Source organism: Streptomyces sp. NPDC101225 (genome assembly GCF_044767585.1).
In the GTDB taxonomy this organism is placed as follows: domain Bacteria; phylum Actinomycetota; class Actinomycetes; order Streptomycetales; family Streptomycetaceae; genus Streptomyces.
The window spans coordinates 138,008-163,433 of record NZ_JBIWOE010000007.1; the positions used below are offsets into that span (position 1 = coordinate 138,008).

Sequence of the window (25,426 nt, forward strand, 5' to 3'; positions counted from 1 at the left end):
TGCAAAACGGAACGTAAGGGATCGGGATCGCGGGGGCAACGACGTCGTGTGCGTGTGGTGCCCCGGTGGCGCTGTCCTGTTCGACGGGTGCCGGTACTGTTCGGCGAATGAGCTCGCTTAATCTCGACGACTTCACCGATCTGATCGAGCGCCCGGACGGCGGGGTGCGGCGCGACGCCGAGGCGCGCAGGGAGCGCCGGATCGTGCCGCCAGGATCGCTGGGCCGCCTCGACGACCTGGGTGAGTGGCTGTCCGCCGCGCAGTCCGCCGTGCCGGTGCGGCCGATCGAACGGCCGCGGGTGGTGCTCTTCGCCGGTGACCACGGAATCGCCGAGCTGGGCGTGTCGGCACGGCCCGCGGGCAGCGCCGGGCTGCTGGTGCGGGAGGTCCTGGAGGGCGGCCGTCCGGTGTCCGTGCTCGCCCGCCGGCTCGGGGTGCCGGTGCGCGTCGTCGACATGGCCCTGGACTGCGACCCGGAGACGCTGCCCGACGAGGTCGTACGGCACCGGGTGCGGCGCGGCAGCGGGCGCGTCGACATCGAGGACGCGCTGACGGCCGAGGAGGCCGAGGCGGCGTTCCGCGCCGGGATCGCGGTGGCCGACGAGGAGGCCGACTCCGGCACGGATCTGGTGGTGCTCGGCGATGTGAGCGTGGGCGGCACGACGGTGGCCGGTGTGCTGATCGCCGCACTGTGCGGGACCGACGCCTCGGTGGTCACCGGACGGGGCGGGCTCGCCATCGACGACCTGGCGTGGATGCGCAAGTGCGCGGCGATCCGGGACGCGCTGCGCCGGGCGCGGCCCGTGCTGGGCGACCAGTTGCAGTTGCTCACGGCGGTGGGCGGCGCGGACCTGGCCGCGATGACGGGCTTCCTGCTGCAGAGCGCGGTGCGCAAGACGCCGGTGATCCTGGACGGGGTCGTGGCGGCCGCCTGCGCGCTGGTGGCGCAGCGGGTCGCGTTCCGGGCGCCGGACTGGTGGCTGGCCGCGCACGACAGCGGGGAGCCGGGGCAGGCCAAGGCCCTGGACCGGATGGCGCTGGAGCCGCTGCTGTCGCACGGGGTGACCGTGGGCGAGGGCGCGGGCGCCCTGCTCGCGCTGCCGCTCGTCCAGGCCGCGGCGGCGCTCGCCGCGGAGCTGCCCGAGAAGCCGGAGAAGCCGGAGGACTCCGGCGACGGTGACGACGGCGGTCTCGGCGCCGACGGGAAGAAGGACGCGGAGACCGAGACCGAAGAGATCGGGTAGGCACCGCGACAGGGGCCGAAAGTCGACCGACCGGCGACCAAAGATGGAGGGGTTCATCAGGGCATCGCCCATATGATCCTCTCTCATGGGAGATGCCCGAATTGCCTCGAGGCGGTCCGCCGCATTCGCCGTCTGGTATTTGCGGGCCGTCGCGTTCGTCAACTTTCTCAGTGCCGTGTGGGTGTCGCTGGGACAGGACGTGCGGCGGCACAACCAGGAGAACTTCTTCACGCCCTACCTGCTGACCGCGGGCTTCGCCTCCGGGGTGTTCACGGCCTTCCTCGCCGTCACCATGCGGCGCCGCAAGCGCGCCGCATGGATCCTCAACCTCGCGCTGGCGGGCCCGTTCCTCGGGCTGCTCGGCTTCGCGATGGTCTTCCCCGAGATCCGGCAGTACGCCCAGAACTGGGTCTCGCTCGCCCTCACCGCCGCCTTCGTCACCGCCCTCCTGGTCGGCCGCCGGGAGTTCTACGCCAAGGGCGACCGCTCCAACCCCCGGCTCGCCGCCGCGGTGGCGGTGGGCGGCACCCTGTCCGCCTCGCTGCTCGCCGGTCTGCTGGTGACGCTCACCAACCAGGCGCCGGACGCGGCCGGTTCGACGTTCCTGGAGCGCTGGCGCTACGGCACCTTCCGCCTGGTCTCCATCGCCGTCGACGAGTCGCGCTTCCCCGGCGTGGACGCGCCGAACTGGGTCAACGTCGCCATCAACGTCCTCAGCACGGTCCTCGTCCTCGCCGTCTTCTACGCCGCCTTCCGCTCCCGGCGCGCCGTCGACCCGCTCACCGAGGACGACGAGAAGCGGCTGCGGGAACTGCTGGAGCGGCAGGGGGAGCGGGACTCGCTCGGGTACTTCGCGCTGCGGCGGGAGAAGAGCGTGGTGTGGTCGCCGACGGGCAAGGCGGCGGTGGCGTACCGGGTCGTCGGGGGTGTCTCGCTGGCCTCCGGCGATCCCATCGGCGACCCCGAGGCCTGGCCCGGCGCCATCGAGCCGTGGCTCGCCGAAGCGCGGGCGCACGGGTGGATCCCGGCGGTGATGGGGGCGAGCGAGGAGGCCGGGACGGTCTACGCCCGGCACGGCCTGAACGCGCTGGAGCTGGGCGACGAGGCGATCGTGGAGGTCGCCGAGTTCACCCTGGAGGGCCGGGCCATGCGCACCGTGCGGCAGGCCCGCAACCGGGTCGAGCGGGCCGGGTACGGCGTGCGCGTCCGGCGGCACGAGGACATCCCGGCCGACGAGATGGCGTATCTGCTCCAGCGGGCGGACGACTGGCGCGACGGGGCCACCGAGCGCGGGTTCAGCATGGCGCTGGGGCGGCTCGGAGACCCCGGGGACGGCCGGTGCGTGATGCTCGAATGCACGGACGGGAAGGGCGAGTTGCGGGCGGTGCTGTCCTTCGTGCCGTGGGGGCCGCACGGCCTCTCCCTCGACCTCATGCGGCGCGACCGGGACTCCGAGAACGGGCTGATGGAGTTCATGGTGCTCGAACTGCTGCGCCGTGCCGGGGACATCGGCATCACCCAGGTCTCGCTCAACTTCGCCATGTTCCGGTCGGTCTTCGAACGCGGGGCGCGTCTCGGCGCCGGGCCCGTGCTCCGGCTGTGGCGCTCACTGCTCAGCTTCTTCTCGCGCTGGTGGCAGATCGAGTCGCTGTACCGCGCCAACGCCAAGTACCGGCCCATCTGGGAGCCGCGGTTCCTGCTCTTCGAGAAGAGCGCGGACCTGCCGCGCATCGGCATCGCGTCGGCCCGGGCGGAGGGGTTCCTGGAGGCGCCGGGGCTGCCGAAGTGGCTGCACCGCAGGCACCTGGAGACGCACCGATGAGGACCACCGCGTGAGGGCCCTCGCCCGCTGGGCCCGCGCCGAATGGGGACTGCTGTACGTCACGGCGCGCGAGCCGCTGCGGGAGCGGCGCTGGCGGGCGGTGCCGGCGACGCTCGGGGCGGTGCTGCTGACGGCTCTCCTGCAGCTGGTCCAGAACCAGTCCTGGGGCTACCGGTTCGTGCAGGACATCGGTGCGGTGCGCGTCGAGGACCCGTTGTGGCTGGCGCTCGTGCGCACCCCCCTCTCCCTGTTCGTGCCGGCCCTGGACCTGCCCGTGTGGGGTGCGCTCGTCCAGGTCCTCCTGGTCTTCGGCGTCGCCGAACTCTGCCTGGGCCGCCGGCTCACCCTCGGCATCGCCTACGCCGCCACCCTCGCCGGCACGCTCTACGCCCGCGCGGGCGTGGAGCTCGGCTTCGACCACCCCCTCGGCCTGCCGCTCTCGGACGCCGCCGTGGTCGACACGGGCCCCTCGGCGGCGGTGGTGGGCCTGGCCGTCTTCCTCGGCCGGCGCTACGGCGCCTACGCCACGGCCTGCGCCGTGACGGCCGCGATGGCGATCGAGGTCGCACTGAAGGGCAACCTGGCGGGCAAGGAACACCTGGCGGCGATCGCGGTGGTGATTCCGCTCTGCGCGCTGCCGGCGTCCCGGCACCGTCGCCGGTGGCCGGCCCGGGGCGGACGGGGGGCGAGGTTGCGGCGGACGCGGCCGGTGCGGCGGGTCCGGACCGGCCGCGAGTGCGGCGGCCGCACCGGATCCCCGTCACCGGCCGGGCACCCGGCCCGGCGGCGCGCCGGGCCGGAACCCCCGCTGCGGCGCCATGAGCACCGTCACCGGCTCAGCACGCGCCCCGGCGCCGGGTCCGGCTTGCCGCCGAGGAAGTCCTCGAACTTGCGGCGGGGACCCAGCCAGCGCCGGTCGTGGTGGTAGGCGCGCAGCAGGGACTTGGCGCGGGCCCGGGGGCGCCGGCGGTAGAAGCGCCGGGCCCAGGGGGAGGCGGGGCGGGCCACGCGGACGATGCCGATCAGGCCGATGAACGGGACGATGACGCTGAAGATCGCCATCCGCGTCTTGCCCTTGCTCAGGACGGCCAGCGAGAACAGGAAGTTGATGACCACGGTCGAGATCACGCTGCTGCGGTCCTGCAGTTCCTGGGACGTCATGTCGTTGACGCCGAACGGTGAGAAGCCCGCGAGCATCAGGCCCACCAGGGCCGCCGTGAGAACGACCACCTCGACGCTCTTGCGGCCCTCCTCGCTCCAGTAGACGTCGTCGAGGTGCAGGATCAGCGCGAACTCGTCGAGGACGAGCCCCGCCCCGACACCGAAGACGACCGCGAACGCGGCGGCGCCGAACCCCTGCCGGCTGCTGGCCACCGCGCCGAAGCCGCCGAGGACGGTCAGGACGACGCCGGGCACCACGTGGTGGATGTGCATGCCGCCCGCCTTGACGTTGCCGAACGGGCCCCTGCCCGCCCGGATGAGGCGAGTGATGACCCGGGTGACCAGGAACGTCAGCACGAACGCCGTGAGTGCGAGCAGCAACGGCAGCTTGCCCGGCTCGATGATGTTCCGCTGCAGCCAATGTCCCATATGCGCACTGTATCCAGGCCCGTCGCGACCCTCCTGCCGACTGCCGGGTAACCTGCGCCGGTGCCCGAACCCTCCAAGACGCCCTGGCCGGACGGCCTCCGTTTCGCCTTCGGCACGCTCACCGTGCTGCCGGTCCCGGTGACCCGCTGGGACCGCTCCGCGGCCCGCGGCGGCATGCTCTGCGCCCCGCTCGCCGGAGCCGTGGTGGGCGGCGCCGCGGCCCTGGCCGGCGTGGCACTGCTGGCGCTGGGCGCGAGCGCCCTGGTCGCCGCCGTCGCCTCCGCGGCGGTCCCCGCCGCCCTCACCCGCGGCCTGCACCTGGACGGGCTCGCGGACACCGCCGACGGCCTCGGCAGCGGCAAGCCCGCCGAGGAGGCGCTGCGCGTCATGAAGCAGTCGGACATCGGCCCCTTCGGGGTGATCACCCTGGTCCTCGTACTGCTCGCCCAGGTGGCCGCCCTGGCCCAGGCCTACGGCGGCTCATGGGCCCGCGGCGCGCTCGCCGCCGTCGTCTCGGCGACCGCCGCCCGCCTCGCGCTGACCCTGGCCGCCCGCGCCGGGGTGCCGGCCGCCCGCCCCGAGGGCCTCGGCGCGGCGGTGGCCGGCGTGGTGCCGGTACGGGCGGCGGCGCTCACGGCGGTCCTGGTCACCGGTGCGGCCGCCGGAGCCGGCGCGCTGCTCGGGACGTACGACGTCGTCCGCACGGCGGTCGCGGTCGTCACCGCGCTGCTCGTCGCCGAGCTCCTGCTGCGCCACTGCACGCGCCGCTTCGGCGGGGTCACCGGAGACGTGTTCGGCGGACTGGCCGAGACGGCGGCGACCCTGTGTGTCCTGGTCCTGTCGCTGGGGCGGTAGTCTCGTCCGCCGTACGGACACATGCAGGTGATCGGGGGACGTTCGTGCCGAAGCTTCGCCGTGCCACGGCCTGGTTCATCGACTTCGCGCTGGTGCTGGCGCTCGCCGCCGTGCTGGCCGTGCTCACCTTCCACCGCATAGCCGCGCTCGTCTCCGACGTGCCCGAGCTCGCCACCCGCGGCGGCCTCGACCTGCTGACCTCGCGCGGCGACGTGATCGGCGCCTCCGAGGGCTTCGGGGTGTCGCTGTGGGACAAGGCGGTGCTCTACGTGGAGGAGGCCTTCGGCCTGCTGATCGCCGTCACCTTCCTCTACCAGTGGGCCTGTCTCTGCGTCGCCGGGCGCACCGTCGGCAAGGGGCTCCTCGGCCTGCGGGTCACCCCGAGCCCGCCGCGCCGGGCCGCGGTGCGCGCCGCCGTCACCACGGCCGCCGACATCGCCGTCTACGCCGTCGCCTGCGTGCTGCTCGTCGAGGGCGACTTCCTGCTGTCGTTCGCGGTGTGGACGCTGGCCGTCGCCGTCTTCTTCCTGAACGCCCTGCCGGTCCTCTCCCCCACCCGCCGCTCCCTCGCCGACCGCCTGGCCGGCACCGCGGTCACCGGCCTCGGCCTGGGAGCCGGCGCCGCCACGTCCGCGGTCCGTCCGCTCTGAGCGACGCCCGCCCGCCACGAGGACGGCGCCGGGAACGAGTGAGCGCGCGCACGCGCGTAGTCTCGTGCCGAGTGTTCGCCGCACCGGGGAAGGCCCCGCTGAGCCCGCACCCTGAGGTCGGATCCAGGGTCGGCCGTCGGGCCCGGTCGACCCACACAGATCGACCACAGGAACTTCACATCGGAAGCGAGATTTCACCACCGTGACTGCTCTCACTCTCAGCACCGCCGCGGCGCCCGGTCTTCGGGCCGACGCGATCGTGATCGGTGTGGCCAAGGGCGCGAAGGGCCCGGTCGTGGCACCGGGCGCCGAGGCCGTGGACAAGGCCTACGACGGCAGGCTCGCCGGCGTCCTGGAGACCCTCGGCGCGTCCGGCGCCGAGGGCGAGGTGACGAAGCTGCCCGCGCCCTCCGGCTTCAAGGCCCCGCTCGTGGTGGCGGTGGGCCTCGGCCAGGAGCCCGACAAGGACGCGCGGGCAGCCTTCGACGCCGAGGCCCTGCGCAAGGCCGCGGGCTCGGCCGCACGTGCCCTCACCGGTGCCAGGAAGGCCGCCTTCGCCCTGCCCGTCGGCGACGCCGCCGACGTGTGCGCGATCGGCGAGGGCGTGCTGCTCGGCGCGTACTCCTTCGACACCTACAAGGAGACCGCGTCCTCGAACAACGCGGCCAAGAACGGCAAGGCCCCGCTCGCCGAGGCCGCGCTGCTCGGCGCCAAGCCGCGCGACAAGGAGCACAAGGCCGCCGTCCAGCGCGCGGTCGCCGTCGCCGAGGAGCTCAACCGCGCCCGCGACCTGATCAACACCCCGCCCAACGACCTCAACCCGGAGGCGTTCGCCGCCGTGGCGCTGGCCGCGGCCAAGGAGCACGGCATCAAGGTGCAGGTGCTCGACGTCAAGGCGCTGGAGAAGGGCGGCTACGGCGGCATCCTCGGCGTCGGCGCCGGTTCGGCGTCGGGGCCGCGGCTGGTGAAGCTGTCGTACACCCCCTCCCGGGCGAAGAAGCACCTCGCGTTCGTCGGCAAGGGCATCACCTACGACTCGGGCGGCATCTCGCTGAAGCCGGCGGGCCACAACGAGACGATGAAGTGCGACATGAGCGGCGCGGCCGCCGTCTTCGCCGCCGTGGTCGCCGCCGCGCGCCTGGGCCTGGACGTGAACGTCACCGGCTGGCTGGCGCTCGCCGAGAACATGCCGTCGGGCTCCGCGACCCGTCCCGGTGACGTGCTGCGCATGTACAGCGGCAAGACGGTCGAGGTCCTCAACACCGACGCCGAGGGCCGGCTGGTCCTCGCGGACGCGCTGTGGGCCGCCTCCCAGGAGAAGCCGGACGCCATCGTGGACGTCGCGACCCTCACCGGCGCGATGATGCTGGCGCTGGGCAGCCGGACGTTCGGGATCATGGCGAACGACGACGCGTTCCGCTCGGCGGTGCACGAGGCGGCCGAGGAGGTCGGCGAGCCGGCCTGGCCGATGCCGCTGCCGGAGCACCTGCGCAAGGGCATGGACTCCCCCACCGCCGACATCGCCAACATGGGCGAGCGGATGGGCGGCGGCCTCGTCGCCGGTCTCTTCCTGCGCGAGTTCGTGGGCGAGGGCATCACCTGGGCGCACCTGGACATCGCGGGCCCGGCCTTCAACGAGAGCGGCCCGTTCGGCTACACCCCGAAGGGCGGCACGGGTACGGCGGTGCGGACCCTGGTCCGGCTCGCGGAGCTGACGGCCTCGGGCGACCTGGGCTGATGCAGAAATGAGTGAGGGGGCTCCGCGCGCGGGTAGGGCGGAGCCCCCTTTTTCCGGCGGTTGCTCACATGAACGTGGGACGTCTCACACACCGGCCCGGCGTCTCGTTCACCTCCGACAAGTGCGAAGATGGGCCACGGCAGGACAGGGCCCCCACCACAGGGCCGAAGAAAGAGCGGCCGGACACCAGCCGACCGACCGGTCAACCCCGCGTATGGGACAAAGGGGCCCGGCGTACGGCGCACATGCATGGAGGACGTGACGTGGCGAACGACGCCAGCACCGTTTTCGACCTAGTGATCCTCGGCGGTGGTAGCGGTGGTTACGCCGCGGCCCTGCGCGGGGCGCAGCTGGGCCTGGACGTCGCCCTGATCGAAAAGGACAAGGTCGGCGGTACCTGCCTGCACCGTGGGTGCATCCCCACCAAGGCCCTGCTGCACGCGGGCGAGATCGCCGACCAGGCCCGCGAGAGCGAGCAGTTCGGCGTCAAGGCCACCTTCGAGGGCATCGACGTCCCGGCCGTCCACAAGTACAAGGACGGCGTCGTCTCCGGGCTCTACAAGGGCCTGCAGGGACTCATCGCCTCCCGCAAGGTGACCTACATCGAGGGCGAGGGCCGGCTGTCCTCCCCCACCTCCGTCGACGTGAACGGCCGCCGTGTCCAGGGCCGCCACGTGCTCCTCGCGACCGGTTCCGTGCCGAAGTCGCTGCCGGGCCTGGAGATCGACGGCAACCGCATCATCTCCTCGGACCACGCCCTCGTCCTGGACCGCGTGCCGAAGTCCGCGATCGTCCTGGGCGGCGGCGTCATCGGCGTCGAGTTCGCCTCCGCCTGGAAGTCCTTCGGCTCGGACGTCACCGTCGTCGAGGGCCTCAAGCACCTCGTCCCGGTCGAGGACGAGAACTCCTCGAAGCTTCTCGAGCGCGCGTTCCGCAAGCGCGGCATCAAGTTCAACCTCGGCACCTTCTTCCAGAAGGCCGAGTACACCCAGGACGGCGTCAAGGTCACCCTCGCCGACGGCAAGGAGTTCGAGGCCGAGGTCCTGCTGGTCGCCGTCGGCCGCGGCCCGGTCTCGCAGGGCCTGGGCTACGAGGAGCAGGGCGTCGCCATGGACCGCGGCTACGTCCTGGTCGACGAGTACATGCGCACCAACGTGCCCACCATCTCCGCCGTCGGTGACCTCGTCCCCACGCTCCAGCTCGCGCACGTCGGCTTCGCCGAGGGCATCCTGGTGGCGGAGCGTCTGGCCGGCCTGAAGACCGTCCCGATCGACTACGACGGCGTGCCGCGGGTGACCTACTGCCACCCCGAGGTCGCCTCCGTCGGCATCACCGAGGCCAAGGCCAAGGAGATCTACGGTGCGGACAAGGTCGTCGCTCTGAAGTACAACCTCGCGGGCAACGGCAAGAGCAAGATCCTGAACACCGCGGGCGAGATCAAGCTCGTCCAGGTCAAGGACGGTGCCGTGGTCGGCGTCCACATGGTCGGTGACCGCATGGGCGAGCAGGTGGGCGAAGCCCAGCTGATCTACAACTGGGAGGCGCTGCCCGCCGAGGTCGCCCAGCTCATCCACGCCCACCCGACGCAGAACGAGGCGATGGGCGAGGCCCACCTGGCCCTGGCCGGCAAGCCCCTGCACTCGCACGACTGACCCTCGGTCGACTTCGCGACGACACAGACTTTCCGCAATTCGTAAGGAGCAACCGAAACCATGGCGGTTTCCGTAACCCTTCCGGCGCTCGGCGAGAGCGTCACCGAGGGCACTGTCACCCGCTGGCTGAAGGCCGAGGGCGAGCGCGTCGAGGCCGACGAGCCGCTGCTCGAGGTGTCGACCGACAAGGTCGACACCGAGATCCCCTCGCCCGCCGCCGGTGTCCTCGCCAGCATCAAGGTCGCCGAGGACGAGACCGTCGAGGTCGGCGCCGAGCTCGCCGTCATCGACGACGGCACCGGTGCGCCGGCTGCCGCGCCCGCCCCGGCCGCTGCGGAGGCTCCGGCCCCCGCCGCCGAGGCCCCGGCCGCCCCGGCCCCCGCGCCCGCCGCCGCCCCCGCCGCTCCGGCCGGTGGCGCGTCCGGCACGGACGTGGTCCTGCCCGCGCTCGGCGAGTCCGTCACCGAGGGCACCGTCACCCGCTGGCTGAAGTCGGTCGGCGACTCCGTCGAGGCCGACGAGCCGCTGCTCGAGGTCTCCACGGACAAGGTCGACACCGAGATCCCGGCGCCCGCCTCCGGCACGCTGCTGGAGATCGTCGTCGGCGAGGACGAGACCGCCGAGGTCGGCGCCAAGCTCGCCGTCATCGGCGCCGCGGGTGCCGCCCCGGCGGCCGCCCCGGCCCCCGCCGCTCCCGCGCCCGCCGCCGAGGCCCCGGCCCCGGCTCCGGCCGCCCCCGCGGCTCCCCCGGCCCCGGCTCCCGCCGCCCCGGCCCCGGCTCCCGCCCCGGTCGCCGCCGCGCCGGCCCCGGCCGCCCCGGCCCCCGCGCCGGCCGCCCCGGCTCCGGTCGCCCCGGCCGCTCCCGCGCCCGCCGCGGGTGCCACGGACGAGGGCGCCTACGTCACCCCGCTGGTGCGCAAGCTCGCCGCCGAGAACGGCGTCGACCTGGCCGGCGTCAAGGGCACCGGCGTCGGCGGCCGTATCCGCAAGCAGGACGTGATCGCCGCCGCCGAGGCCGCGAAGGCCGCGGCCGCTCCGGCTCCGGCCGCTGCCGCCGCCCCGGCCGCCAAGAAGGCGCCGGTCCTGGAGGCCTCTCCCCTCCGCGGCCAGACCGTCAAGATGCCGCGCATCCGCAAGGTCATCGGCGACAACATGGTCAAGGCGCTGCACGAGCAGGCGCAGCTGTCCTCGGTCGTCGAGGTCGACGTCACCCGCCTGATGCGCCTGCGCGCCCAGGCCAAGGACTCCTTCGCCGCGCGCGAGGGCGTCAAGCTCTCCCCGATGCCGTTCTTCGTGAAGGCGGCGGCCCAGGCGCTGAAGGCCCACCCGGTCGTCAACGCCAAGATCAACGAGGCCGAGGGCACGATCACCTACTTCGACACCGAGAGCGTCGGTATCGCGGTGGACTCGGAGAAGGGCCTGATGACCCCGGTCATCAAGCACGCGGGCGACCTCAACCTCGCCGGCATCGCGAAGGCCACGGCGGAGCTGGCCGGCAAGGTCCGCGCCAACAAGATCACCCCGGACGAGCTGTCCGGCGCGACCTTCACCATCTCCAACACCGGTTCGCGCGGTGCGCTCTTCGACACGATCATCGTGCCGCCGGGCCAGGTCGCGATCCTCGGCATCGGTGCCACGGTCAAGCGCCCGGCGGTCATCGAGACCGAGGAGGGCACGGTCATCGGCGTCCGCGACATGACCTACCTGACCCTCTCCTACGACCACCGTCTGGTGGACGGCGCCGACGCGGCCCGTTACCTGACCGCGGTCAAGGCGATCCTGGAGGCCGGCGAGTTCGAGGTCGAACTCGGCCTGTAGGGCTCCAGCAGGTGCCGCAGACACGCGCCCCCGTCCGGAACTCCGGGCGGGGGCGCCGTCGTCGGCGCGACGGACCCCGGCTAGTGCGGCCGGAGCGTGTGGTCGCTCCAGTCCCACAGCGTCTCCACCCACACGTTCGGGATGTCCAGGTGCGGCGCGTAGGTGAGGTGCCGCGTCCGGTAGGCGTGCAGCACGTCGTAGACGGCGTCGAGGCAGTCCCGCGAGGTCAGGTCGCCGGTCGTCCGGTCGAGGCCGACGAGGAAGCCGCGGCTCTCCACGGCGCGGACCGCCCTGCGGGCGGCGGCCACGTCACCGGCCGGGGACGCGACGCAGCGGTAGCGGCGGTACGGGTGCGTCGACGTCCCCGGGTAGTGCGCGTCCCGGGACATCTCGCTGAGCATGCGGGCGTAGGAGCCCTGCGCGTGCCAGGCGCCGATGAAGCCACCGGGTGGGGTGTAGAGGGCGTTCGTGGGGTTCTCGACGGCGCCGTAGACCCATCGGTCCGTGCCCGTGACCCGGAAGCCCCAGCCGACGTGGCCGAACTTCTGCGCCCCGTCCGGCTTGACGAAGACACAGGCCCCGCCGGGTCCGGCGGGTCCTGTGGCGGACACGGCCGCGCCGGCCGTGCCCTGGACCCGTGTGCCGCCGTCCGCCGTGGCGGTGGCCGCCTCACGGGTGCTCGCGCCGGACGCGGCGGTGGGGGTCGGCCGGCACCCCGCGACGCCGACGACCGTTGCCGCGAGGGCCATCGCGACCGTCCAACCGAGCCTGCTGCGCCGTTCCCCGATGTTCATGCCGTCCCCCGGATGGTGCGGGGGCGCCCCGTTCGGACACCCTTGCCGACCGCGACGGCGCGGGGCGCCCGGGGGTTCTCCCCGTGACACGGCGGTGACGGCTCCGGGGCGGCTCCGGTACGGGTCTTTACACGCGACAGCGCTCTGTGCAGCGTGTAAGTCTCGTCTCACCTGCACGAAAGCGCCCCCGTGCGCCCCTCCGGAAAGGGCTCGCGGCCTTATTGTCTAAACGTCGAACGCCCCCGGGGCCGAGGGGCGGCCCCTCCCTAAGGAGCCTTCATGACCGCGCCCGTCATCCACTCGCTGCGCGAACAGATCCGCGAGCACATCGTGGAAGGGATCGTCAGCGGGCGCTGGCAGCCGGGCGAGCGCATCGTGGAGCGGCGCATCGCCACCGAGCTGGAGGTCAGCCAGACGCCGGTGCGGGAGGCGCTGCGCGAGCTGGAGTCGCTGCGGCTGATCGAGTCGGCGCCCAACAAGGGCGTGCGGGTGCGCAATCTGACAGCCGCCGACCTGGAGGAGAGCTATCCGGTCCGGGCCGGCCTGGAGGCGATCGCCGCGGAGCTGGCGGCCGAGCGGCTGGCCGCGGACTGCTCGGCCCTGGAGCCGCACGTGGCCGCCCTCTACCAGGCCGACCGCGCCGCCGACGGCACGGGCCAGGTGCGGCACACGGTCGCCTTCCACCGCGAACTGGTGCGGGCGGCCGGGAACTCGGTGCTGCTGCACACCTGGGAGGGCCTCGGCATCGAAGTCTTCACGGCACTGTCCATCCGCTGGCTGGGAACCGTTCAGCAGTCGTACGCGGAGGAGCACGAGGAGCTGGTGCAGGCGTTCCGCAGGAGGGACCCGAGGATCGCCGAGCTGGTGAAGGCTCACGTGCTGGGCTGCGCGCCGCGCGCTTGACACAGTCGAGCATCCCCTCGCTCACCTGCGGAAACCCTTCGAAAACGCGGCACCCGGTGCCACCGGACAAGGCACCGCATGCCCACTTTCTCGTCATCGAGAAGTTTTGCCCGGGAACCCTTTGATCGATCATCGATCAGGGAGTTATTGTCGCCGGTGGGCCTGAACCGAGGCCCAGCGCCCTGTCCTGCCAAAGACAAAGGGCACCCCCGAACCCTTACCGATGAGGGAACCCCCTTCGACTGAGGAAGGCGGCGACATGACCGACCCCAACGCCATCCAGCCGAGCGAGCTCGACCAGCTCCCCGACCGGGACCCCGAGGAGACCGCCGAATGGCAGGCCTCTCTGGACGCGGTCGCCAAGGCGGCGGGCCCGCACCGTGCCGCGTACCTGATGCGCCGCACGCTGGAGCGCGCGGAGGGCAACGGCATCGCGCTGCCCAAGCTCCTGGAGACCGACTACGTCAACACCATCCCGACCGCCGCCGAGCCCGGCCTGCCCGGTGACGAGGCGATGGAGCGCCGCATCACCGCGTGGAACCGCTGGAACGCGGCCGCGATGGTGACCCGGAGCAGCAAACTCGGCGTCGGCGGCCACATCGCCACCTTCGCCTCCGCGGCCTGGCTCTACGAGACGGGCTTCAACCACTTCTTCAAGGGCAAGGAATCCCAGGAGTCTCCCGGCTCCGGCGACCAGCTCTACATCCAGGGCCACGCCTCCCCCGGCATCTACGCCCGCGCCTTCCTCGACGGCCGCCTCACCGAGGCGCACCTCGACAGGTTCCGCCAGGAGGCGGGCGGCGGCGGCCTCCCGTCCTACCCGCACCCGCGGCGCCTGCCCTGGCTGTGGGAGTTCCCCACGGTGTCGATGGGCCTCGGCCCGCTGTCGGCGATCTACCAGGCGCGCTTCAACCGCTATCTGACCGCCCGCGGCATCAAGGACGTCTCCTCGTCCCACGTCTGGGCGTTCCTCGGCGACGGCGAGATGGACGAGCCGGAGTCCACGGCCGCGCTCGCCCTCGCCGCCCGCGAGGGCCTGGACAACCTGACCTTCGTCATCAACTGCAACCTGCAGCGTCTCGACGGTCCGGTGCGCGCCAACTTCAAGATCGTGCAGGAGCTGGAGGCCCAGTTCCGCGGCGCCGGCTGGAACGTGGTCAAGTCCCTGTGGGGCTCCGCCTGGGACGAGCTGTTCCAGCTGGACACCACGGGCGCGCTCGTACGCCGCCTGCGCGAGGTGCCGGACGCCCAGGTGCAGACGTACCAGACGCGCGACGCCGCCTACATCCGCGAGGACTTCTTCGCCAAGGACCCGGCGCTCGCCGAGATGGCGAAGCTGCTGAGCGACGACAAGATCCTCGAGTGCTTCCACCTCTCCCGCGGTGGCCACGAGGCGCGCAAGGTCTACGCCGCCTACAAGGCCGCCGTCGAGTTCAAGGGCGCGCCGACCGTGATCCTGGCCCAGACGGTCAAGGGCCACACCCTCGGCGAGGGCTTCGCGTCGAAGAACGCCAACCACCAGATGAAGAAGCTGACGGTGGACGAGTTCAAGACGATGCGGGACCTGCTCGAACTCCCCATCCCGGACGCGCAGTTCACCGACGGCCAGGTGCCCTACGGCCACCCCGGTGCCGACTCCCCCGAGGTCCGCTACCTCCAGGAGCGCCGTGCGGCCCTCGGCGGCCCGGCCCCGGCCCGCCGCTCGCACGCGCTCGCCCCGCTGCCCGCCCCCGCGGACAAGGCCTTCGCCTCCTTCGACAAGGGTTCCGGCTCGCAGAACGTGGCGACGACGATGGCCTTCGTCCGCCTGGTCAAGGACCTGGTCCGCGACAAGGAGACCGGGAAGCGCTGGGTGCCGATCGTCCCCGACGAGGCACGCACCTTCGGCATGGAGTCGCTGTTCCCGTCGCTCGGGATCTACTCCCCCAAGGGCCAGACGTACGAGCCGGTCGACCGCGACCAGCTGATGTACTACAAGGAGGCCAAGAACGGCCAGATCCTCAACGAGGGGATCACCGAGGCCGGTTCGATGGCCGACTTCATCGCCGCGTCCACCGCGTACGCGACGCACGGCGAGGCGATGATCCCGTTCTACATCTTCTACTCGATGTTCGGCTGGCAGCGCACGGCCGACCAGATGTGGCAGCTCGGCGACCAGCTCGGCCGCGGCTTCCTGGTGGGCGCCACGGCCGGCCGTACGACGCTGACCGGCGAGGGCCTCCAGCACGCCGACGGCCACTCGCCGGTCATCGCCGCGACCAACCCGGCGGCGCTGACGTACGACCCGGCCTTCGCGTACGAGATCGCCGCGATCGTCAAGGACGGTCTGCGCCGCATGTACGGCGAGGCGGCTCCGGGCGAGGACTCGAACGTCTTCTACTACCTCACCGTCTACAACGAGCCGATGCCGCAGCCGGCGAAGCCGTCCGCGGCGGGCGTCGACGAGGGCATCGTCAAGGGCCTGTACCGCTTCAGCACGGCCGAGGAGGCGGGGCTGGCGCCGGCCGCCAACGCCCCGCGCATCCAGCTGCTCGGCTCCGGCACGGCGATCCACTGGGCCCTGCAGGCGCAGAAGCTGCTCGCCGAGGAGTGGGGCGTGGCCGCGGACGTCTGGTCGGCGACCAGCTGGACCGAGCTGCGCCGCGACGCGATGGAGGCCGACGAGGCGCTGCTGCGCGGCGAGGAGCGTGTCCCCTACGTCCGCCAGGCGCTGCACGGCGCCGAGGGCCCGGTGCTCGCGGTCTCCGACTACATGCGCCAGGTCCCGGACCAGATCGCGCAGTGGGTCGACCAGGACTGGTCCTCGCTCGGCGCCGACGGCTTCGGCCTCTCGGACACCCGTGACGCGGCCCGCCGCCACTTCGGCGTCGACGCCCCCTCGATCGTGGTCGCGGCGCTCGCGCAGCTGGCGCGGCGCGGCGAGGTGAAGGCCACGGCCGTGAAGGAGGCGCGCGAGAAGTACGGCCTGTAACAGGCGGAGCCTGCGAAGAGCCGGTTGACGGGGCCCCCGCCGCGGCGGGGGCCCCGTTGCATCATGAACCCATGCGCGCTGCCCGCCTCATCAAGATGGTGCTGCTCCTCCAGTCCCGGGCCTCCATGACCGCCGCCGAGCTGGCGCGGGAGCTGGAGGTCTCCGAGCGGACCGTGACGCGGGACGCGCAGGCGCTGTCCGAGGCGGGCGTGCCGGTGTACGCGGACCGGGGGCGGGCCGGCGGGTACCGGCTGGTCGGCGGGTACCGCACCCGGCTGACCGGGCTGGCGCGCGGTGAGGCCGAGGCCCTGTTCCTGTCCGGTGTGCCGGGCGCCCTGCGGGAGATGGGGCTGGAGGACGCCGCCTCGGCCGCCCGGCTGAAGGTGTCGGCGGCCCTGCTTCCGTCCCTGCGGGACGCCTCCCGGACGGCCGCGCAGCGTTTCCATCTGGACGCCCCCAACTGGTTCACCGAGCCGACGTCACCCGATCTGCTGCCCGGCGTCGCGGACGCGGTGTGGGACGACCGGCGGGTCACGGCGCGCTACCGCGGCCGGGACGGCGGGGTGGAGCGGGTACTGGAGCCGTACGGGCTCGTGCTCAAGGCGGGGGTCTGGTACGTGTGCGCCCGGGTCGCGGAGAACGGGTCGTACCGGGTCTACCGCGTCGACCGGTTCACGGCCGTGGAGCCCGGCGGGGAACGGTTCGCGCGGGACGAGGAGTTCGACCTGCCCGCCTTCTGGGAGGAGCGGGCCGCGCAGTTCGCACGGTCGATCCTGCACGCCGAGGTCGTCGTACGGCTGTCGCCGGACGGGGCGCGCAGGCTGCCGTACGCCGTCGATCCGGCCGCCGCGCGGGAGGCGCTCTCGGCCGCGGGCACGCCGGACGGGGACGGATGGCTGACGCTGACGCTCCCGGTGGAGTCCGAAGAGGTCGCCCACGGCCAGCTCGCGGGGCTCGGCCCCGAGGTGGAGGTGCTGGCCCCCGAGACCCTGCGGGCGCGTTTCGCCGGCGACGCGGCACGCCTGGCCCGCCTGTACGGGACATAACAATCCGTCGCACTCCACGTGCGCCCCACCCGCCCAGGGCCGATGCTGGACGCGTGATGGACGAGACGGAGTTCTGGGAGCTGGTGGACGCCACCCGCGAGGGCGCCGAGGGCGACCCCGAGGAGCAGGCCGACCTGCTCGTGGACCGGCTGCTCCAGCTGGACCCGGACATGGTCCTGGACTTCGCCCGTCATTTCGAGGCCCGCTACAACCGCGCCTACACCTGGGACCTGTGGGGCGCGGCATGGGTCCTGCTCGACGGCGCGAGCGACGACGCGTTCGACTTCTTCCGGTGCTGGCTGATCGGCCAGGGGCGCGAGGTGTACGAGGGGGCCGTGCACCAGCCCGACACACTGGCCGACCTCCTGGCCGACTTCGACGAGGAGATCGACGGCGACGGCGAGGAGCTGGGCTACGCGGCGGACGAGGCCTACGAACAGCTCACCGGGACCGTCGCGCCCGACCTCGGCATCCCGCCCGCGCCCTCCGAGCCGGAGGGCGCGCCGCTCGACTTCGAGAACGAACGGGTGCTGGCCCAGCGCTATCCCAAGCTCTGGGACCGCTTCAGGGATTGACGACCACCATGTCGACGTCAGACGTCAGGGGGATCATGGCCCGCATTCCGTACCCGGAGCGTGCTGCCGACGCCGTCACCAGGCTGCCCGTGCAGCTCAACGCCTTCCGCATGCTCTCGCACGCCCCGCCGATGACGGGCCCGGCGATCGACCTGGGCCTGGCCGTGCTGCGCGAGTCGACGCTGCCGGTCCGGCTGCGCGAACTGGTCGTGCTGGCGGTCGCGTCCGGCACGCGGTGCGCGTATCTGTCCGTCCAGCACGGCCCGATCGCGCTCAACGCTGGTGCCACGCCGGAGCAGTTGGCGGCGATCGCCGAACAGCGCACCGACGGGCCGGAGTTGGACGCGACCGAGTCGGCGGCGGTGACCGCGGCGTTCGAGCAGGTGTCCCGGCACACCCTGTCCGAGGGGACCCTGGCCGCCCTGCGTGCCCGTGTCGGCGACCGGCAGGTGGTCGAGGTCGTCATGACGACCGGTTACTACGTCATGCTGGCGGGCCTCATGAACGGCCTCGGGGTGGACGTCGATCCGTCCGGCGAGAAGTTCCTGGGACTGGTCGGCGGCGACCCCGGCTGAGCGTCAGGCCCCGGCCGTGTGCCGGCGAACGGTGTCCGAGGGGACGCGGGCCTGCGCCTGGTCCGCCTTCACCGCGTGGCGCATCGGGGCGGCGTTGGCCTGGTCGAGCGCGGACGCGGTGACGGCGGCCGGGCCCAGCACGACGGCGACCGCCGCGCAGAGCGCCGCCCAGGGGCCGCGGGAGGTCCGGACCGCGGTGCCGGTGCGACTGCTGCTCATCTCTTCCCCACCTCCGGTCGAGTGCGTGTGCCCGAGCCTAGGAAGGGAAGCTCGGCGGGCCCGGTGAGACGGCTGCGAGACACCTGTGAGCGCCTCCCGGGCCGCGTACGGAGCCCACGCCGCGCCCCACGCCGCGCCCCGCGCCGCGGGACCTTCGCGGCACGTCCTAGGGAGTCCGCCCCTGCAGCCGCGCCGCCCGGCGCCTGATCTCCGGGAGGCGGGCGCTCAGGGCCTCGCCCGGGCAGGACGTCATGTAGGCGTCCTTGTGGCCGGCCAGGGCCGGCAGGGTGGCGGCGGTCCCGGCGGGGTAGCGGCTGAGGCTGTTGCTGGAGACCAGATGCGCCTCGGAGCGCGGGTCGACGTCGGCGAGCCCCAGCTTCCACGCGGCGAGGGCGGCGATCGCGTCCGTCATGGCCCTGGGCACCGGGACGCCCGCCGTGAAGGTGCCGATCGCGGCGATGCCGGCGGTGCGGTGGTTGAAGCCCTGGGTGTGGGCGCCGGTGACGGCGCGGTCCACCCCGCCCGCGCGGCCCTCGTAGATGGTGCCGCAGCGGTCGACGAGGAAGTTGTAGCCGATGTCGTCCCAGTCCCGGGCGCCGGTCTGGCCCGCGTAGAGGTAGCGGATGATCCGCGGCACATTGGCGCAGTCGTAGCCGTTGGGCGAGTCGGTGTGGTGGACGAAGACCGCGACGACCTCGTCGTCGTAGCGCGGGGGCGGCTGGGCGCGCCGGGAGAGCGGATCCAGCCAGGCCGACCGGGGCACGATGCGCGGCTTCGGCGCGGTGTGCCGGGTGGCGGCGCGCGCCTCGGCGGACGGGCCGGCCTTCGGGCCGCGGTGCCCGACGCCGTCCGCGCACAGGACCAGTCCGAGGACGGCGGCCAGTCCGGGCAGCCAGGAGAGCAGCACGAGCACGGGCCGGGGTGTCTGCGCTCGGTGCGCCCGCCCTGCTCCGCGCGGTCTTCGGACACGCATGACTTCACTTTCGGGCCGATCCGCCCCGTCCGCGATGTGTGCTGTGCCACCCGGTGGAACCATCGTCCTGGTCCGAGGCGTTTTTCCCGGTGCACGCCTGCGTGCGGCCGGTTCCCCGGCCTCGTGTGCGGGCAGTTGATCACCGGGCCCGTCCCGCTCGTAATGACGCTTGACCGGGGGTCTGAGAGAAAGGCGGCTCCGTGGACCTGCTCGACATCCTGCTGGTGCTCGTGGTGGTGGCCTACGCGGCGTCCGGCTACCGACGCGGGCTGGTGGCCGGCTGCGTCTCGCTGGCCGGGTTCGTGGGCGGCGCCGTTCTCGGCGTGTGGGTCCTGCCGTGGGTGATGGACCTGGTGACACCGGGCACGACCCGGGCGACCGTGACGGCGGTGCTGACGGTGCTGGTGCCGGCCGCGGTGGGGCACGAGCTGGCGGGGCGGCTGGCGCTGCGGCTGCGCAGGGAGCTGGACCGGGGGCCGCTGCGGGTGGCCGACGGGGTCGGCGGCGCCGCGGCCAACTCGGTGGCGGTGCTGATCGTGGCGTGGGTGGCCGCGAGCGTCCTGGGCGCGTCCTCCTCACCGCTGCTCACGACCGCGATCCGGGACTCCGCGCTGCTCGGCGCGGTGCAGGACGCGATGCCGGACACCACCCCGGCCTGGTTCTCGCGGGCCACCTCGGCGCTCACCCAGGCGGGCTTCCCCCAGGTCTTCAACCCCTTCGAGAACGATTCGACGGCCCGGGTCGCCAAGCCCACCGGCGACAGCGTCACCCCGAGCGCCGCGAACGCCGCGAAGCTCAGCACGGTCAAGATCGAGGGTGTCTCCGGCAACCAGGGCCGCGAGGGCAGCGGGTTCGTGTACGCGCGCGACCACGTGATGACCAACGCGCACGTGGTGGCCGGCATCGACGACCCGAACGTGCGCATCGGCGGGGTCGGGCGGTCGTACGAGGCGCGGGTGGTGCTCTTCGACCCCGACCGTGACGTGGCGGTGCTGTACGTGCCCGGGCTGCGCGCCCCTGTGCTGCGCTTCGACGGCGGCGCCGCGCGCGGGGACTCGGCGGTGGTGGCCGGCTATCCGCAGGACGGCGACCTGAACCTCCAGGCGGCGACCGTCGCGGGCCGGGTGCAGGCCACCGGCCGGAACATCTACGGCGACGCCACGGTGACGCGCGAGATCTACTCGATCCGCTCGACGGTGCGGCCCGGCAACTCCGGCGGCCCGCTGCTGACGACCGACGGCCGGGTCTACGGCGTGGTCTTCGCCCGCTCGACGACCGACGGCGAGACGGGCTACGTCCTGACCGCGGACGAGGTCTCCTCCGACGCCGGGCGCGCGGCGGCCTCGACGACGGCGGTGGACACGGGCGACCTGGTCGCGTCGTAGGGGGCCGGCCGCCGTCAGAGGCTGCACCCCATCAGGACGTCGTCCACGTACGCGCCCTCCAGCAGGAACTCGCCGGGCAGGACGCCCTCCACGGCGAAGCCCTCGGTCTCGTAGAGCGTGCGCGCCGGGGTGTTGTGGCCGAGGACGCGCAGGCTGAGCCGGCGCGCGCCGTGACGGCGGGCCTCCTCGCGCACCGCCCGCAGCAGCGCCCGCCCGACACCGGCGCCGCGCGCCTCCTCGGCGACGACCAGCCCCTGGATCTGCCGGACGTGGGCGTTGCAGACGAGCGGGGTCGGACAGCCCAGCCTGATGTAGCCGACCACCTCGCCGCCGATCTCCGCCACCAGATGGTCCCGCGGCCCGAACCGCTCGGTGTAGAAGGGCTCGTAGGGCGGCTCGGGGCGCGGCTGCACGGAGTGCAGCGGGGACCAGGTGACGCGGTCCAGACGGCCCAGCGTGTCCTCGTCGTCGAGGGTGGCGTGGCGTATGTACGGAACGGGCATGACGGTCACCCTATGAGGCCCGTGCGCCGAGCAGAATGGGCGCATGCAACGTTCCCGAATCGCGGTGGCAGGTGCGTCCGGTCTCATCGGTGCCGCTCTGGTGCGGTCCCTGGCCGCCGACGGGCACGAGGTGGTACGGCTGGTGCGCCGGCCGCCCCGGGGGCGGGAGGAGGTCCGCTGGGACCCGGAGGGCGGGCGGGTGGACGCGGCCGGGCTCGCCGGGTGCGACGCCGTGGTCAACCTCGCGGGCGCCGGCGTGGGCGACCACCGCTGGACCGACGCCTACAAGGCGCGCATCCGGAGCAGCCGGGTGCACGGCACCACGGCGCTGGCCGAGGCGATCGCCGGGCTGGAGCACAGGCCGCGGGTGTTCGTGAGCGGCAGCGCGATGGGCTACTACGGCGAGACCGGCGAGCGCGCGGTCGACGAGGGCGCGCCGCCCGGGAACGGCTTCCTGCCGCGGCTGTGCGTGGAGTGGGAGGCCGCGGCGGCGCCGGCGCGGGAGGCGGGCGTACGGACCGTGTTCCCGCGGACCGGGCTGGTGGTGGCCCGCGGGGGCGGGGCCTGGGGCCGGCTGTTCCCGCTGTTCGAGGCGGGGCTCGGGGGACGGATGGGCGACGGGCGGCAGTACTGGTCGTACATCTCGCTGCACGACGAGGTCGCCGCGATCCGCCACCTGCTCGACACCGACGGGCTGTCCGGGCCGTTCAACCTCACCGCGCCGGTCCCGCTGACGAACCGCGAGATCACCGCGGCCATGGGGCGGGTGCTGCGCCGGCCGACGCTGTTCACGGTGCCCGCGCCGGTGCTGCGGGCCGTGCTCGGCGAGCTGTCCGGGGACGTCCTGGGCAGCGCGCGGGTGCTGCCGAAGCGGCTGCTGGAGTCCGGCTTCACGTTCGCGTTCCCGGACATCGAGGGGGCGCTCCGGGCGGCGTAGCGACAGCTGGGGCGGCGGCGCGGAGAACCCCTGCGACCGTATGCGACCGCCGTGCGACCGTGCTTCGTCCATGCGCGACTGCCCTTGACCGATCACAGCCCTAACCTCGACCCGAACTCGGGTATCCCTGGAGCCTGTTGGGGGCATGACGTCTCCACCGGCCGCGCAACCTCGAGGAGGGGCACGTGCTTGAGCCCGCGTACCAGGCAGACGTCGTGATCGTAGGAGCCGGGGTCGCCGGACTCTCGGCGGCACATCGGCTGACCAGCGCAGGAGTGACGACGGCGGTCCTGGAGGCCGCCCCGTGGGCCGGGGGCCGGATGTCGACGGAGAAGGTCGACGGGTTCCGGCTCGACCGGATCGGGCAGCTGCTGTCCACGGCGTATCCGGAACTACGGCTGACGCCCGGGCTCGACGCGCTGGTCCTGCGCCGGTTCGCGCCCGGCGTGCTCCTCCACACCGACGGACGCCACTGCCGCGCGGTCGCTCCGGCGGCCACGGGGGGCGCAAGGGGCGCACTCCACGCGGTGCGCGCCCTGGCAAGCGCCCCCACCAGGAGCGCACCCCGGTCCGGGACCCCGATCGGCGGCGCCGTCGACCAGGCCCGCCTCAACGCCGCGCTCGCCCGGCTCGCGGCCACGTCCGTCGAGCGGCTGCTGTCCCGGCCGGAGCTGCCCGCGGCACAGGCCCTCGCGGCCCGCGGTCTGCCCGCGCGCACCGTCGAGGGCTTCCTGCGCCCGCTGCTCGCCGCGCTGCTGTGCGACCCGGAGCTGGCGACCTCCAGCCGGTGCGCCGACCTCGCCCTGCGCGCCTTCGCCGGCGGGCGGCTGTGCCTGCCGGAGGGCGGCGCGGAGATGCTGCCGGAGCTGCTGGCCCGGGCGCTGCCGCCGGGCACCGTGCACACCGGTGTGCGCGTCACCTCGGTCTCGACGAGCGCGGTGACCACGGCCGAGCACGGCGAGATCCGCTGCCGCGCCGTCCTGCTGGCGACGGACGCGCGCGCCGCCGCCGAACTGCTCCCCGGCCTGCGCGTACCCGACTTCCACCCGCTGACGGTGCTGCACCACACGGCGGACGAGCCGCCGCGGACCGGCGCGGCCCTGCTGCTCGACGCCGACCGCGGCGGCCCGGTCGCGCACACGTCCGTGGTGAGCGCGGTCGACCCGAGCCGTGCGCCCGCGGGCCGCACGCTCATCTCCTCCACGGTCCTCGGCCCGCCCCCGCCCCACCTCGACACCGCCGTACGCATGCACCTCGCGCGCCTCTACGGCACCTCGACGGCGCGCTGGGAGACCCTCGCCGTCCACCACACCCCCGAGGCGGTCCCCGCGATGCGCCCGCCCCACGACCTGCGCCGCCCGGTCCGTCTCCTGGCCGGCCTCTACGTCTGCGGGGACCACCGCGACACCAGCACGGTCCAGGGCGCCCTGCACTCGGCCCACCGGGCGGCGGCCGCGATCCTCACGGACCTGGGGGCGGCGGGCTCCATGCACCGGGCCGACCCCCTGCCCGCGACGAAGGCGGCCTGAAGGCTTCCCGCCGTCGGGTGCGCCCGGCTACCCCAGTGCCGCGACCCTGTCGCGATACCCCCGCACCGGCGCCGCGTCCTTGTACGGCTCCAGCCGCCGCTCGAAGTCCCGCACGTACTCGAGCGCCCGCACCGACCGCATCTCGGCCGCGGCCCCCGCCGCCTCCGCACCCAGCGCACAGGCCTGGTCCAGCTCACCCAGACCGAGCCGCGCCGAAGCGAGCACGACCCGGCAGAAGAGCCGGCTGCGGGCGAACGCGGGCGCACGCAGCTGCAGCGACCGCTCGGCATGCTGCGCCGCCGCCCGGAACTGCTGCAGGTCCCGATGGCAGTGGCCGAACTCGTCCGCGAGCTGCGCCTCGTCGAAGAACCGCGCCCAGAACGGGACCTCGTCGCCGGGCCGGGCCGCTTCGAGCGCCCGCTCGGCCCGCACGAGCGCGGCGGTGCAGTTGCGCACCTCGCCCAGCACGCCGTGCCCGCGCGCCTCCGAGCAGTGCAGCAGGGCCTGCACGACCGGCGGGGCGTTTGTCGCGACGCCCTGCTGGGCGACCCGCGCGAGCTGCACCGCCTCCCGGCCGTGGCCGAGGTAGACGGCCTGGCGGCTCATGGTGACCAGCACGTACGAGCCGTAGGCCCGGTCCCCCGCCGCCTGCGCGAGGCGCAGCGCCTGCACGAAGTAGCGCTGGGCGAGCCCGTGCGCCGCGATGTCGTACGACGTCCAGCCGGCGAGCCGGGTCAGGTCGGCGGCCGCGCCGAACAGCCGCCGTCCGGTCTGCTCGCCGTAGGTGCCGCGCAGCATCGGCTCGCACTCGTGCTCCAGGTAGCGCACGAGGGCCTGGCGGGCGTGGCCGCCGCCGTACATGTTGTCCAGGGTGCGGAAGAGCTCGCCGACCGAGCGCAGGGCGGCGATGTCGCCGGAGGTGACCTTCTGGCCGGCGCCGCGTTCGGCCTGGCCGCGCTGGCGGGGCACCACCGGCCGGCCCTGGGCGGGGACGGTGGGGGTCCCTCCCGTTCGGGCGAAGCCGGGAGGAGGGGAGGGCTGCTCGCCGCGGGCCACCCGGTCGTCGGGGCGGCCGATCAGCCAGTCGCGGCTGGGCACGACCAGCCCGGCCGGGGTGAACGCGATCTTGCGGAGCTCCGCGTGCGAGCCCGAGTCCTTGCGCCACAGCCCGCCGACGATGTCGACGGCCTCCTCGGGGCCGGCGGCGAACTCCAGCCCCGCGTAGACGGGGGCGCAGGCGTCGAGCCCGAGGTCCTGGGCGGTGAGTCTGCGGCCGAGGCGGCGGGTGAAGACCTCGGCGATCAGGGCGGGCGTGGTGCCCCGGGGCTGCTGGCCGCGGAGCCAGCGGGTGACCGACGTCTTGTCGTAGCGCAGGTCGAGCCCGTGTTCGAGACCGAGCTGGTCGACCCGACGGGCGAGACCCGCGTTGGAGAACCCGGCTTCTGCGATGAGCGCGGCGAGCTGGCGGTTGGGAGTGCGCTGCGCGGGTCGTTCCGTCATCTGCGGTGCGGTCTCCTGCCTTTCGGGCCTTCCGGGACCGCCGTCGGCCCTGTTGTGCCCGGGTTGCCTGTGAGCTGCCCTTATGGACCTCTGTGAACGGCGCGAATGTAGCGGAGAGTGAGCGCCCGATCGCACACTTCGACGCTC

The 25,426-nt window shown here is 73.5% G+C and carries 22 protein-coding genes; 16 read left to right on the forward strand and 6 right to left on the reverse strand.

Features of this window, described 5'->3' with window-relative positions:
- Window positions 1–107 precede the first annotated feature (107 nt).
- The 3 genes from cobT to ACIRPX_RS12935 all read left to right on the forward strand — a co-directional run bounded on the left by cobT (window position 108) and on the right by ACIRPX_RS12935 (window position 3,994).
- Window positions 108–1,244, forward strand: a complete 1,137-nt coding sequence (gene cobT, locus ACIRPX_RS12925) for a nicotinate-nucleotide--dimethylbenzimidazole phosphoribosyltransferase (protein WP_404192444.1) — start codon at window positions 108–110, stop codon at window positions 1,242–1,244.
- Between the two features lie 85 nt (window positions 1,245–1,329).
- A complete protein-coding gene (locus tag ACIRPX_RS12930) occupies window positions 1,330–3,066 on the forward strand; it encodes a phosphatidylglycerol lysyltransferase domain-containing protein (protein ID WP_404192447.1) in 1,737 nt (578 codons plus the stop codon).
- Between the two features lie 10 nt (window positions 3,067–3,076).
- Entirely contained in the window at window positions 3,077–3,994 is a 918-nt protein-coding gene (locus tag ACIRPX_RS12935; RefSeq protein WP_404192449.1) for a hypothetical protein, read from the forward strand.
- On the opposite strand, the gene ACIRPX_RS12940 is transcribed toward ACIRPX_RS12935, so the two are convergent.
- Window positions 3,895–4,656, reverse strand: coding sequence for a hypothetical protein (locus tag ACIRPX_RS12940; RefSeq protein ID WP_404192452.1), 762 nt, complete (start codon window positions 4,654–4,656; stop codon window positions 3,895–3,897). The genes ACIRPX_RS12935 and ACIRPX_RS12940 overlap by 100 nt on opposite strands.
- A gap of 60 nt (window positions 4,657–4,716) precedes the next feature.
- Here ACIRPX_RS12940 and ACIRPX_RS12945 point away from each other — a divergent pair, with 60 nt between their 5' ends.
- The 5 genes from ACIRPX_RS12945 (at window position 4,717) to sucB (ending at window position 11,369) form a co-directional block, all read left to right on the forward strand.
- On the forward strand, window positions 4,717–5,511 hold the full coding sequence (locus ACIRPX_RS12945) for an adenosylcobinamide-GDP ribazoletransferase (RefSeq protein WP_404192455.1): 795 nt from the start codon (window positions 4,717–4,719) through the stop codon (window positions 5,509–5,511).
- A 44-nt stretch (window positions 5,512–5,555) separates the two neighbouring features.
- A complete protein-coding gene (locus tag ACIRPX_RS12950) occupies window positions 5,556–6,161 on the forward strand; it encodes an RDD family protein (protein ID WP_404192457.1) in 606 nt (201 codons plus the stop codon).
- 202 nt (window positions 6,162–6,363) lie between these two features.
- Window positions 6,364–7,899 (forward strand): leucyl aminopeptidase, encoded by a 1,536-nt coding sequence (locus ACIRPX_RS12955; RefSeq protein ID WP_404192459.1) that lies wholly within the window; start codon window positions 6,364–6,366, stop codon window positions 7,897–7,899.
- 263 nt (window positions 7,900–8,162) lie between these two features.
- Window positions 8,163–9,551 carry a dihydrolipoyl dehydrogenase gene (gene lpdA / locus ACIRPX_RS12960; RefSeq protein ID WP_404192461.1) on the forward strand — a complete coding sequence of 463 codons (1,389 nt, stop codon included), beginning with the start codon at window positions 8,163–8,165 and terminating at the stop codon, window positions 9,549–9,551.
- 60 nt (window positions 9,552–9,611) lie between these two features.
- Complete coding sequence (sucB, locus tag ACIRPX_RS12965; protein WP_404192464.1) at window positions 9,612–11,369, forward strand: 2-oxoglutarate dehydrogenase, E2 component, dihydrolipoamide succinyltransferase; 1,758 nt, start codon at window positions 9,612–9,614, stop codon at window positions 11,367–11,369.
- Between the two features lie 80 nt (window positions 11,370–11,449).
- Here sucB and ACIRPX_RS12970 read toward each other — a convergent pair whose 3' ends face one another.
- Window positions 11,450–12,163 (reverse strand): hypothetical protein, encoded by a 714-nt coding sequence (locus ACIRPX_RS12970; RefSeq protein WP_404192467.1) that lies wholly within the window; start codon window positions 12,161–12,163, stop codon window positions 11,450–11,452.
- A 279-nt stretch (window positions 12,164–12,442) separates the two neighbouring features.
- Here ACIRPX_RS12970 and ACIRPX_RS12975 point away from each other — a divergent pair, with 279 nt between their 5' ends.
- From ACIRPX_RS12975 to ACIRPX_RS12995, 5 genes are all read left to right on the forward strand, one after another.
- A complete protein-coding gene (locus ACIRPX_RS12975) occupies window positions 12,443–13,066 on the forward strand; it encodes a GntR family transcriptional regulator (protein ID WP_404192470.1) in 624 nt (207 codons plus the stop codon).
- A 259-nt stretch (window positions 13,067–13,325) separates the two neighbouring features.
- Window positions 13,326–16,037 (forward strand): pyruvate dehydrogenase (acetyl-transferring), homodimeric type, encoded by a 2,712-nt coding sequence (aceE, locus tag ACIRPX_RS12980; protein WP_404192473.1) that lies wholly within the window; start codon window positions 13,326–13,328, stop codon window positions 16,035–16,037.
- Window positions 16,038–16,108: 71 nt separating this feature from the next.
- On the forward strand, window positions 16,109–17,083 hold the full coding sequence (locus ACIRPX_RS12985; protein ID WP_404192476.1) for a helix-turn-helix transcriptional regulator: 975 nt from the start codon (window positions 16,109–16,111) through the stop codon (window positions 17,081–17,083).
- Between the two features lie 56 nt (window positions 17,084–17,139).
- Complete coding sequence (locus ACIRPX_RS12990) at window positions 17,140–17,658, forward strand: DUF4240 domain-containing protein (protein ID WP_404192884.1); 519 nt, start codon at window positions 17,140–17,142, stop codon at window positions 17,656–17,658.
- Window positions 17,659–17,666: 8 nt separating this feature from the next.
- Entirely contained in the window at window positions 17,667–18,233 is a 567-nt protein-coding gene (locus tag ACIRPX_RS12995; RefSeq protein WP_404192478.1) for a carboxymuconolactone decarboxylase family protein, read from the forward strand.
- Between the two features lie 3 nt (window positions 18,234–18,236).
- Here the strand turns inward: ACIRPX_RS12995 and ACIRPX_RS13000 are convergent, their stop codons facing one another.
- On the reverse strand, window positions 18,237–18,452 hold the full coding sequence (locus ACIRPX_RS13000; RefSeq protein WP_404192481.1) for a hypothetical protein: 216 nt from the start codon (window positions 18,450–18,452) through the stop codon (window positions 18,237–18,239).
- Between the two features lie 166 nt (window positions 18,453–18,618).
- Window positions 18,619–19,425 carry a peptidoglycan recognition protein gene (locus tag ACIRPX_RS13005; protein ID WP_404192483.1) on the reverse strand — a complete coding sequence of 269 codons (807 nt, stop codon included), beginning with the start codon at window positions 19,423–19,425 and terminating at the stop codon, window positions 18,619–18,621.
- A gap of 200 nt (window positions 19,426–19,625) precedes the next feature.
- Between ACIRPX_RS13005 and ACIRPX_RS13010 the strand changes: the two genes are divergently transcribed.
- A complete protein-coding gene (locus tag ACIRPX_RS13010; RefSeq protein WP_404192486.1) occupies window positions 19,626–20,810 on the forward strand; it encodes a MarP family serine protease in 1,185 nt (394 codons plus the stop codon).
- A gap of 14 nt (window positions 20,811–20,824) precedes the next feature.
- Here ACIRPX_RS13010 and ACIRPX_RS13015 read toward each other — a convergent pair whose 3' ends face one another.
- Window positions 20,825–21,322: a GNAT family N-acetyltransferase gene (locus ACIRPX_RS13015; protein WP_404192489.1), complete on the reverse strand. Its 498-nt coding sequence runs from the start codon at window positions 21,320–21,322 to the stop codon at window positions 20,825–20,827.
- A 34-nt stretch (window positions 21,323–21,356) separates the two neighbouring features.
- Here ACIRPX_RS13015 and ACIRPX_RS13020 point away from each other — a divergent pair, with 34 nt between their 5' ends.
- Both ACIRPX_RS13020 and ACIRPX_RS13025 read left to right on the forward strand, forming a co-directional pair.
- A complete protein-coding gene (locus ACIRPX_RS13020; protein ID WP_404192492.1) occupies window positions 21,357–22,250 on the forward strand; it encodes a TIGR01777 family oxidoreductase in 894 nt (297 codons plus the stop codon).
- A gap of 185 nt (window positions 22,251–22,435) precedes the next feature.
- Window positions 22,436–23,779, forward strand: a complete 1,344-nt coding sequence (locus ACIRPX_RS13025) for an NAD(P)/FAD-dependent oxidoreductase (protein WP_404192495.1) — start codon at window positions 22,436–22,438, stop codon at window positions 23,777–23,779.
- Between the two features lie 27 nt (window positions 23,780–23,806).
- Here the strand turns inward: ACIRPX_RS13025 and ACIRPX_RS13030 are convergent, their stop codons facing one another.
- A complete protein-coding gene (locus ACIRPX_RS13030; RefSeq protein ID WP_404192498.1) occupies window positions 23,807–25,279 on the reverse strand; it encodes a regulator in 1,473 nt (490 codons plus the stop codon).
- Window positions 25,280–25,426: the final 147 nt, after the last annotated feature.

Bases quoted from the DNA above. Each gene is read 5' to 3' on its own strand.
- cobT (WP_404192444.1), top strand. From the start codon at position 108: ATGAGCTCGCTTAATCTCGACGACTTCACCGATCTGATCGAGCGCCCG.
- ACIRPX_RS12930 (WP_404192447.1), top strand. From the start codon at position 1,330: ATGGGAGATGCCCGAATTGCCTCGAGGCGGTCCGCCGCATTCGCCGTC.
- ACIRPX_RS12940 (WP_404192452.1), bottom strand. From the start codon at position 4,656: ATGGGACATTGGCTGCAGCGGAACATCATCGAGCCGGGCAAGCTGCCG.
- sucB (WP_404192464.1), top strand. From the start codon at position 9,612: ATGGCGGTTTCCGTAACCCTTCCGGCGCTCGGCGAGAGCGTCACCGAG.
- ACIRPX_RS12970 (WP_404192467.1), bottom strand. From the start codon at position 12,163: ATGAACATCGGGGAACGGCGCAGCAGGCTCGGTTGGACGGTCGCGATG.
- ACIRPX_RS12975 (WP_404192470.1), top strand. From the start codon at position 12,443: ATGACCGCGCCCGTCATCCACTCGCTGCGCGAACAGATCCGCGAGCAC.
- aceE (WP_404192473.1), top strand. From the start codon at position 13,326: ATGACCGACCCCAACGCCATCCAGCCGAGCGAGCTCGACCAGCTCCCC.
- ACIRPX_RS12985 (WP_404192476.1), top strand. From the start codon at position 16,109: ATGCGCGCTGCCCGCCTCATCAAGATGGTGCTGCTCCTCCAGTCCCGG.
- ACIRPX_RS12990 (WP_404192884.1), top strand. From the start codon at position 17,140: ATGGACGAGACGGAGTTCTGGGAGCTGGTGGACGCCACCCGCGAGGGC.
- ACIRPX_RS12995 (WP_404192478.1), top strand. From the start codon at position 17,667: ATGTCGACGTCAGACGTCAGGGGGATCATGGCCCGCATTCCGTACCCG.
- ACIRPX_RS13000 (WP_404192481.1), bottom strand. From the start codon at position 18,452: ATGAGCAGCAGTCGCACCGGCACCGCGGTCCGGACCTCCCGCGGCCCC.
- ACIRPX_RS13005 (WP_404192483.1), bottom strand. From the start codon at position 19,425: ATGCGTGTCCGAAGACCGCGCGGAGCAGGGCGGGCGCACCGAGCGCAG.
- ACIRPX_RS13020 (WP_404192492.1), top strand. From the start codon at position 21,357: ATGCAACGTTCCCGAATCGCGGTGGCAGGTGCGTCCGGTCTCATCGGT.
- ACIRPX_RS13030 (WP_404192498.1), bottom strand. From the start codon at position 25,279: ATGACGGAACGACCCGCGCAGCGCACTCCCAACCGCCAGCTCGCCGCG.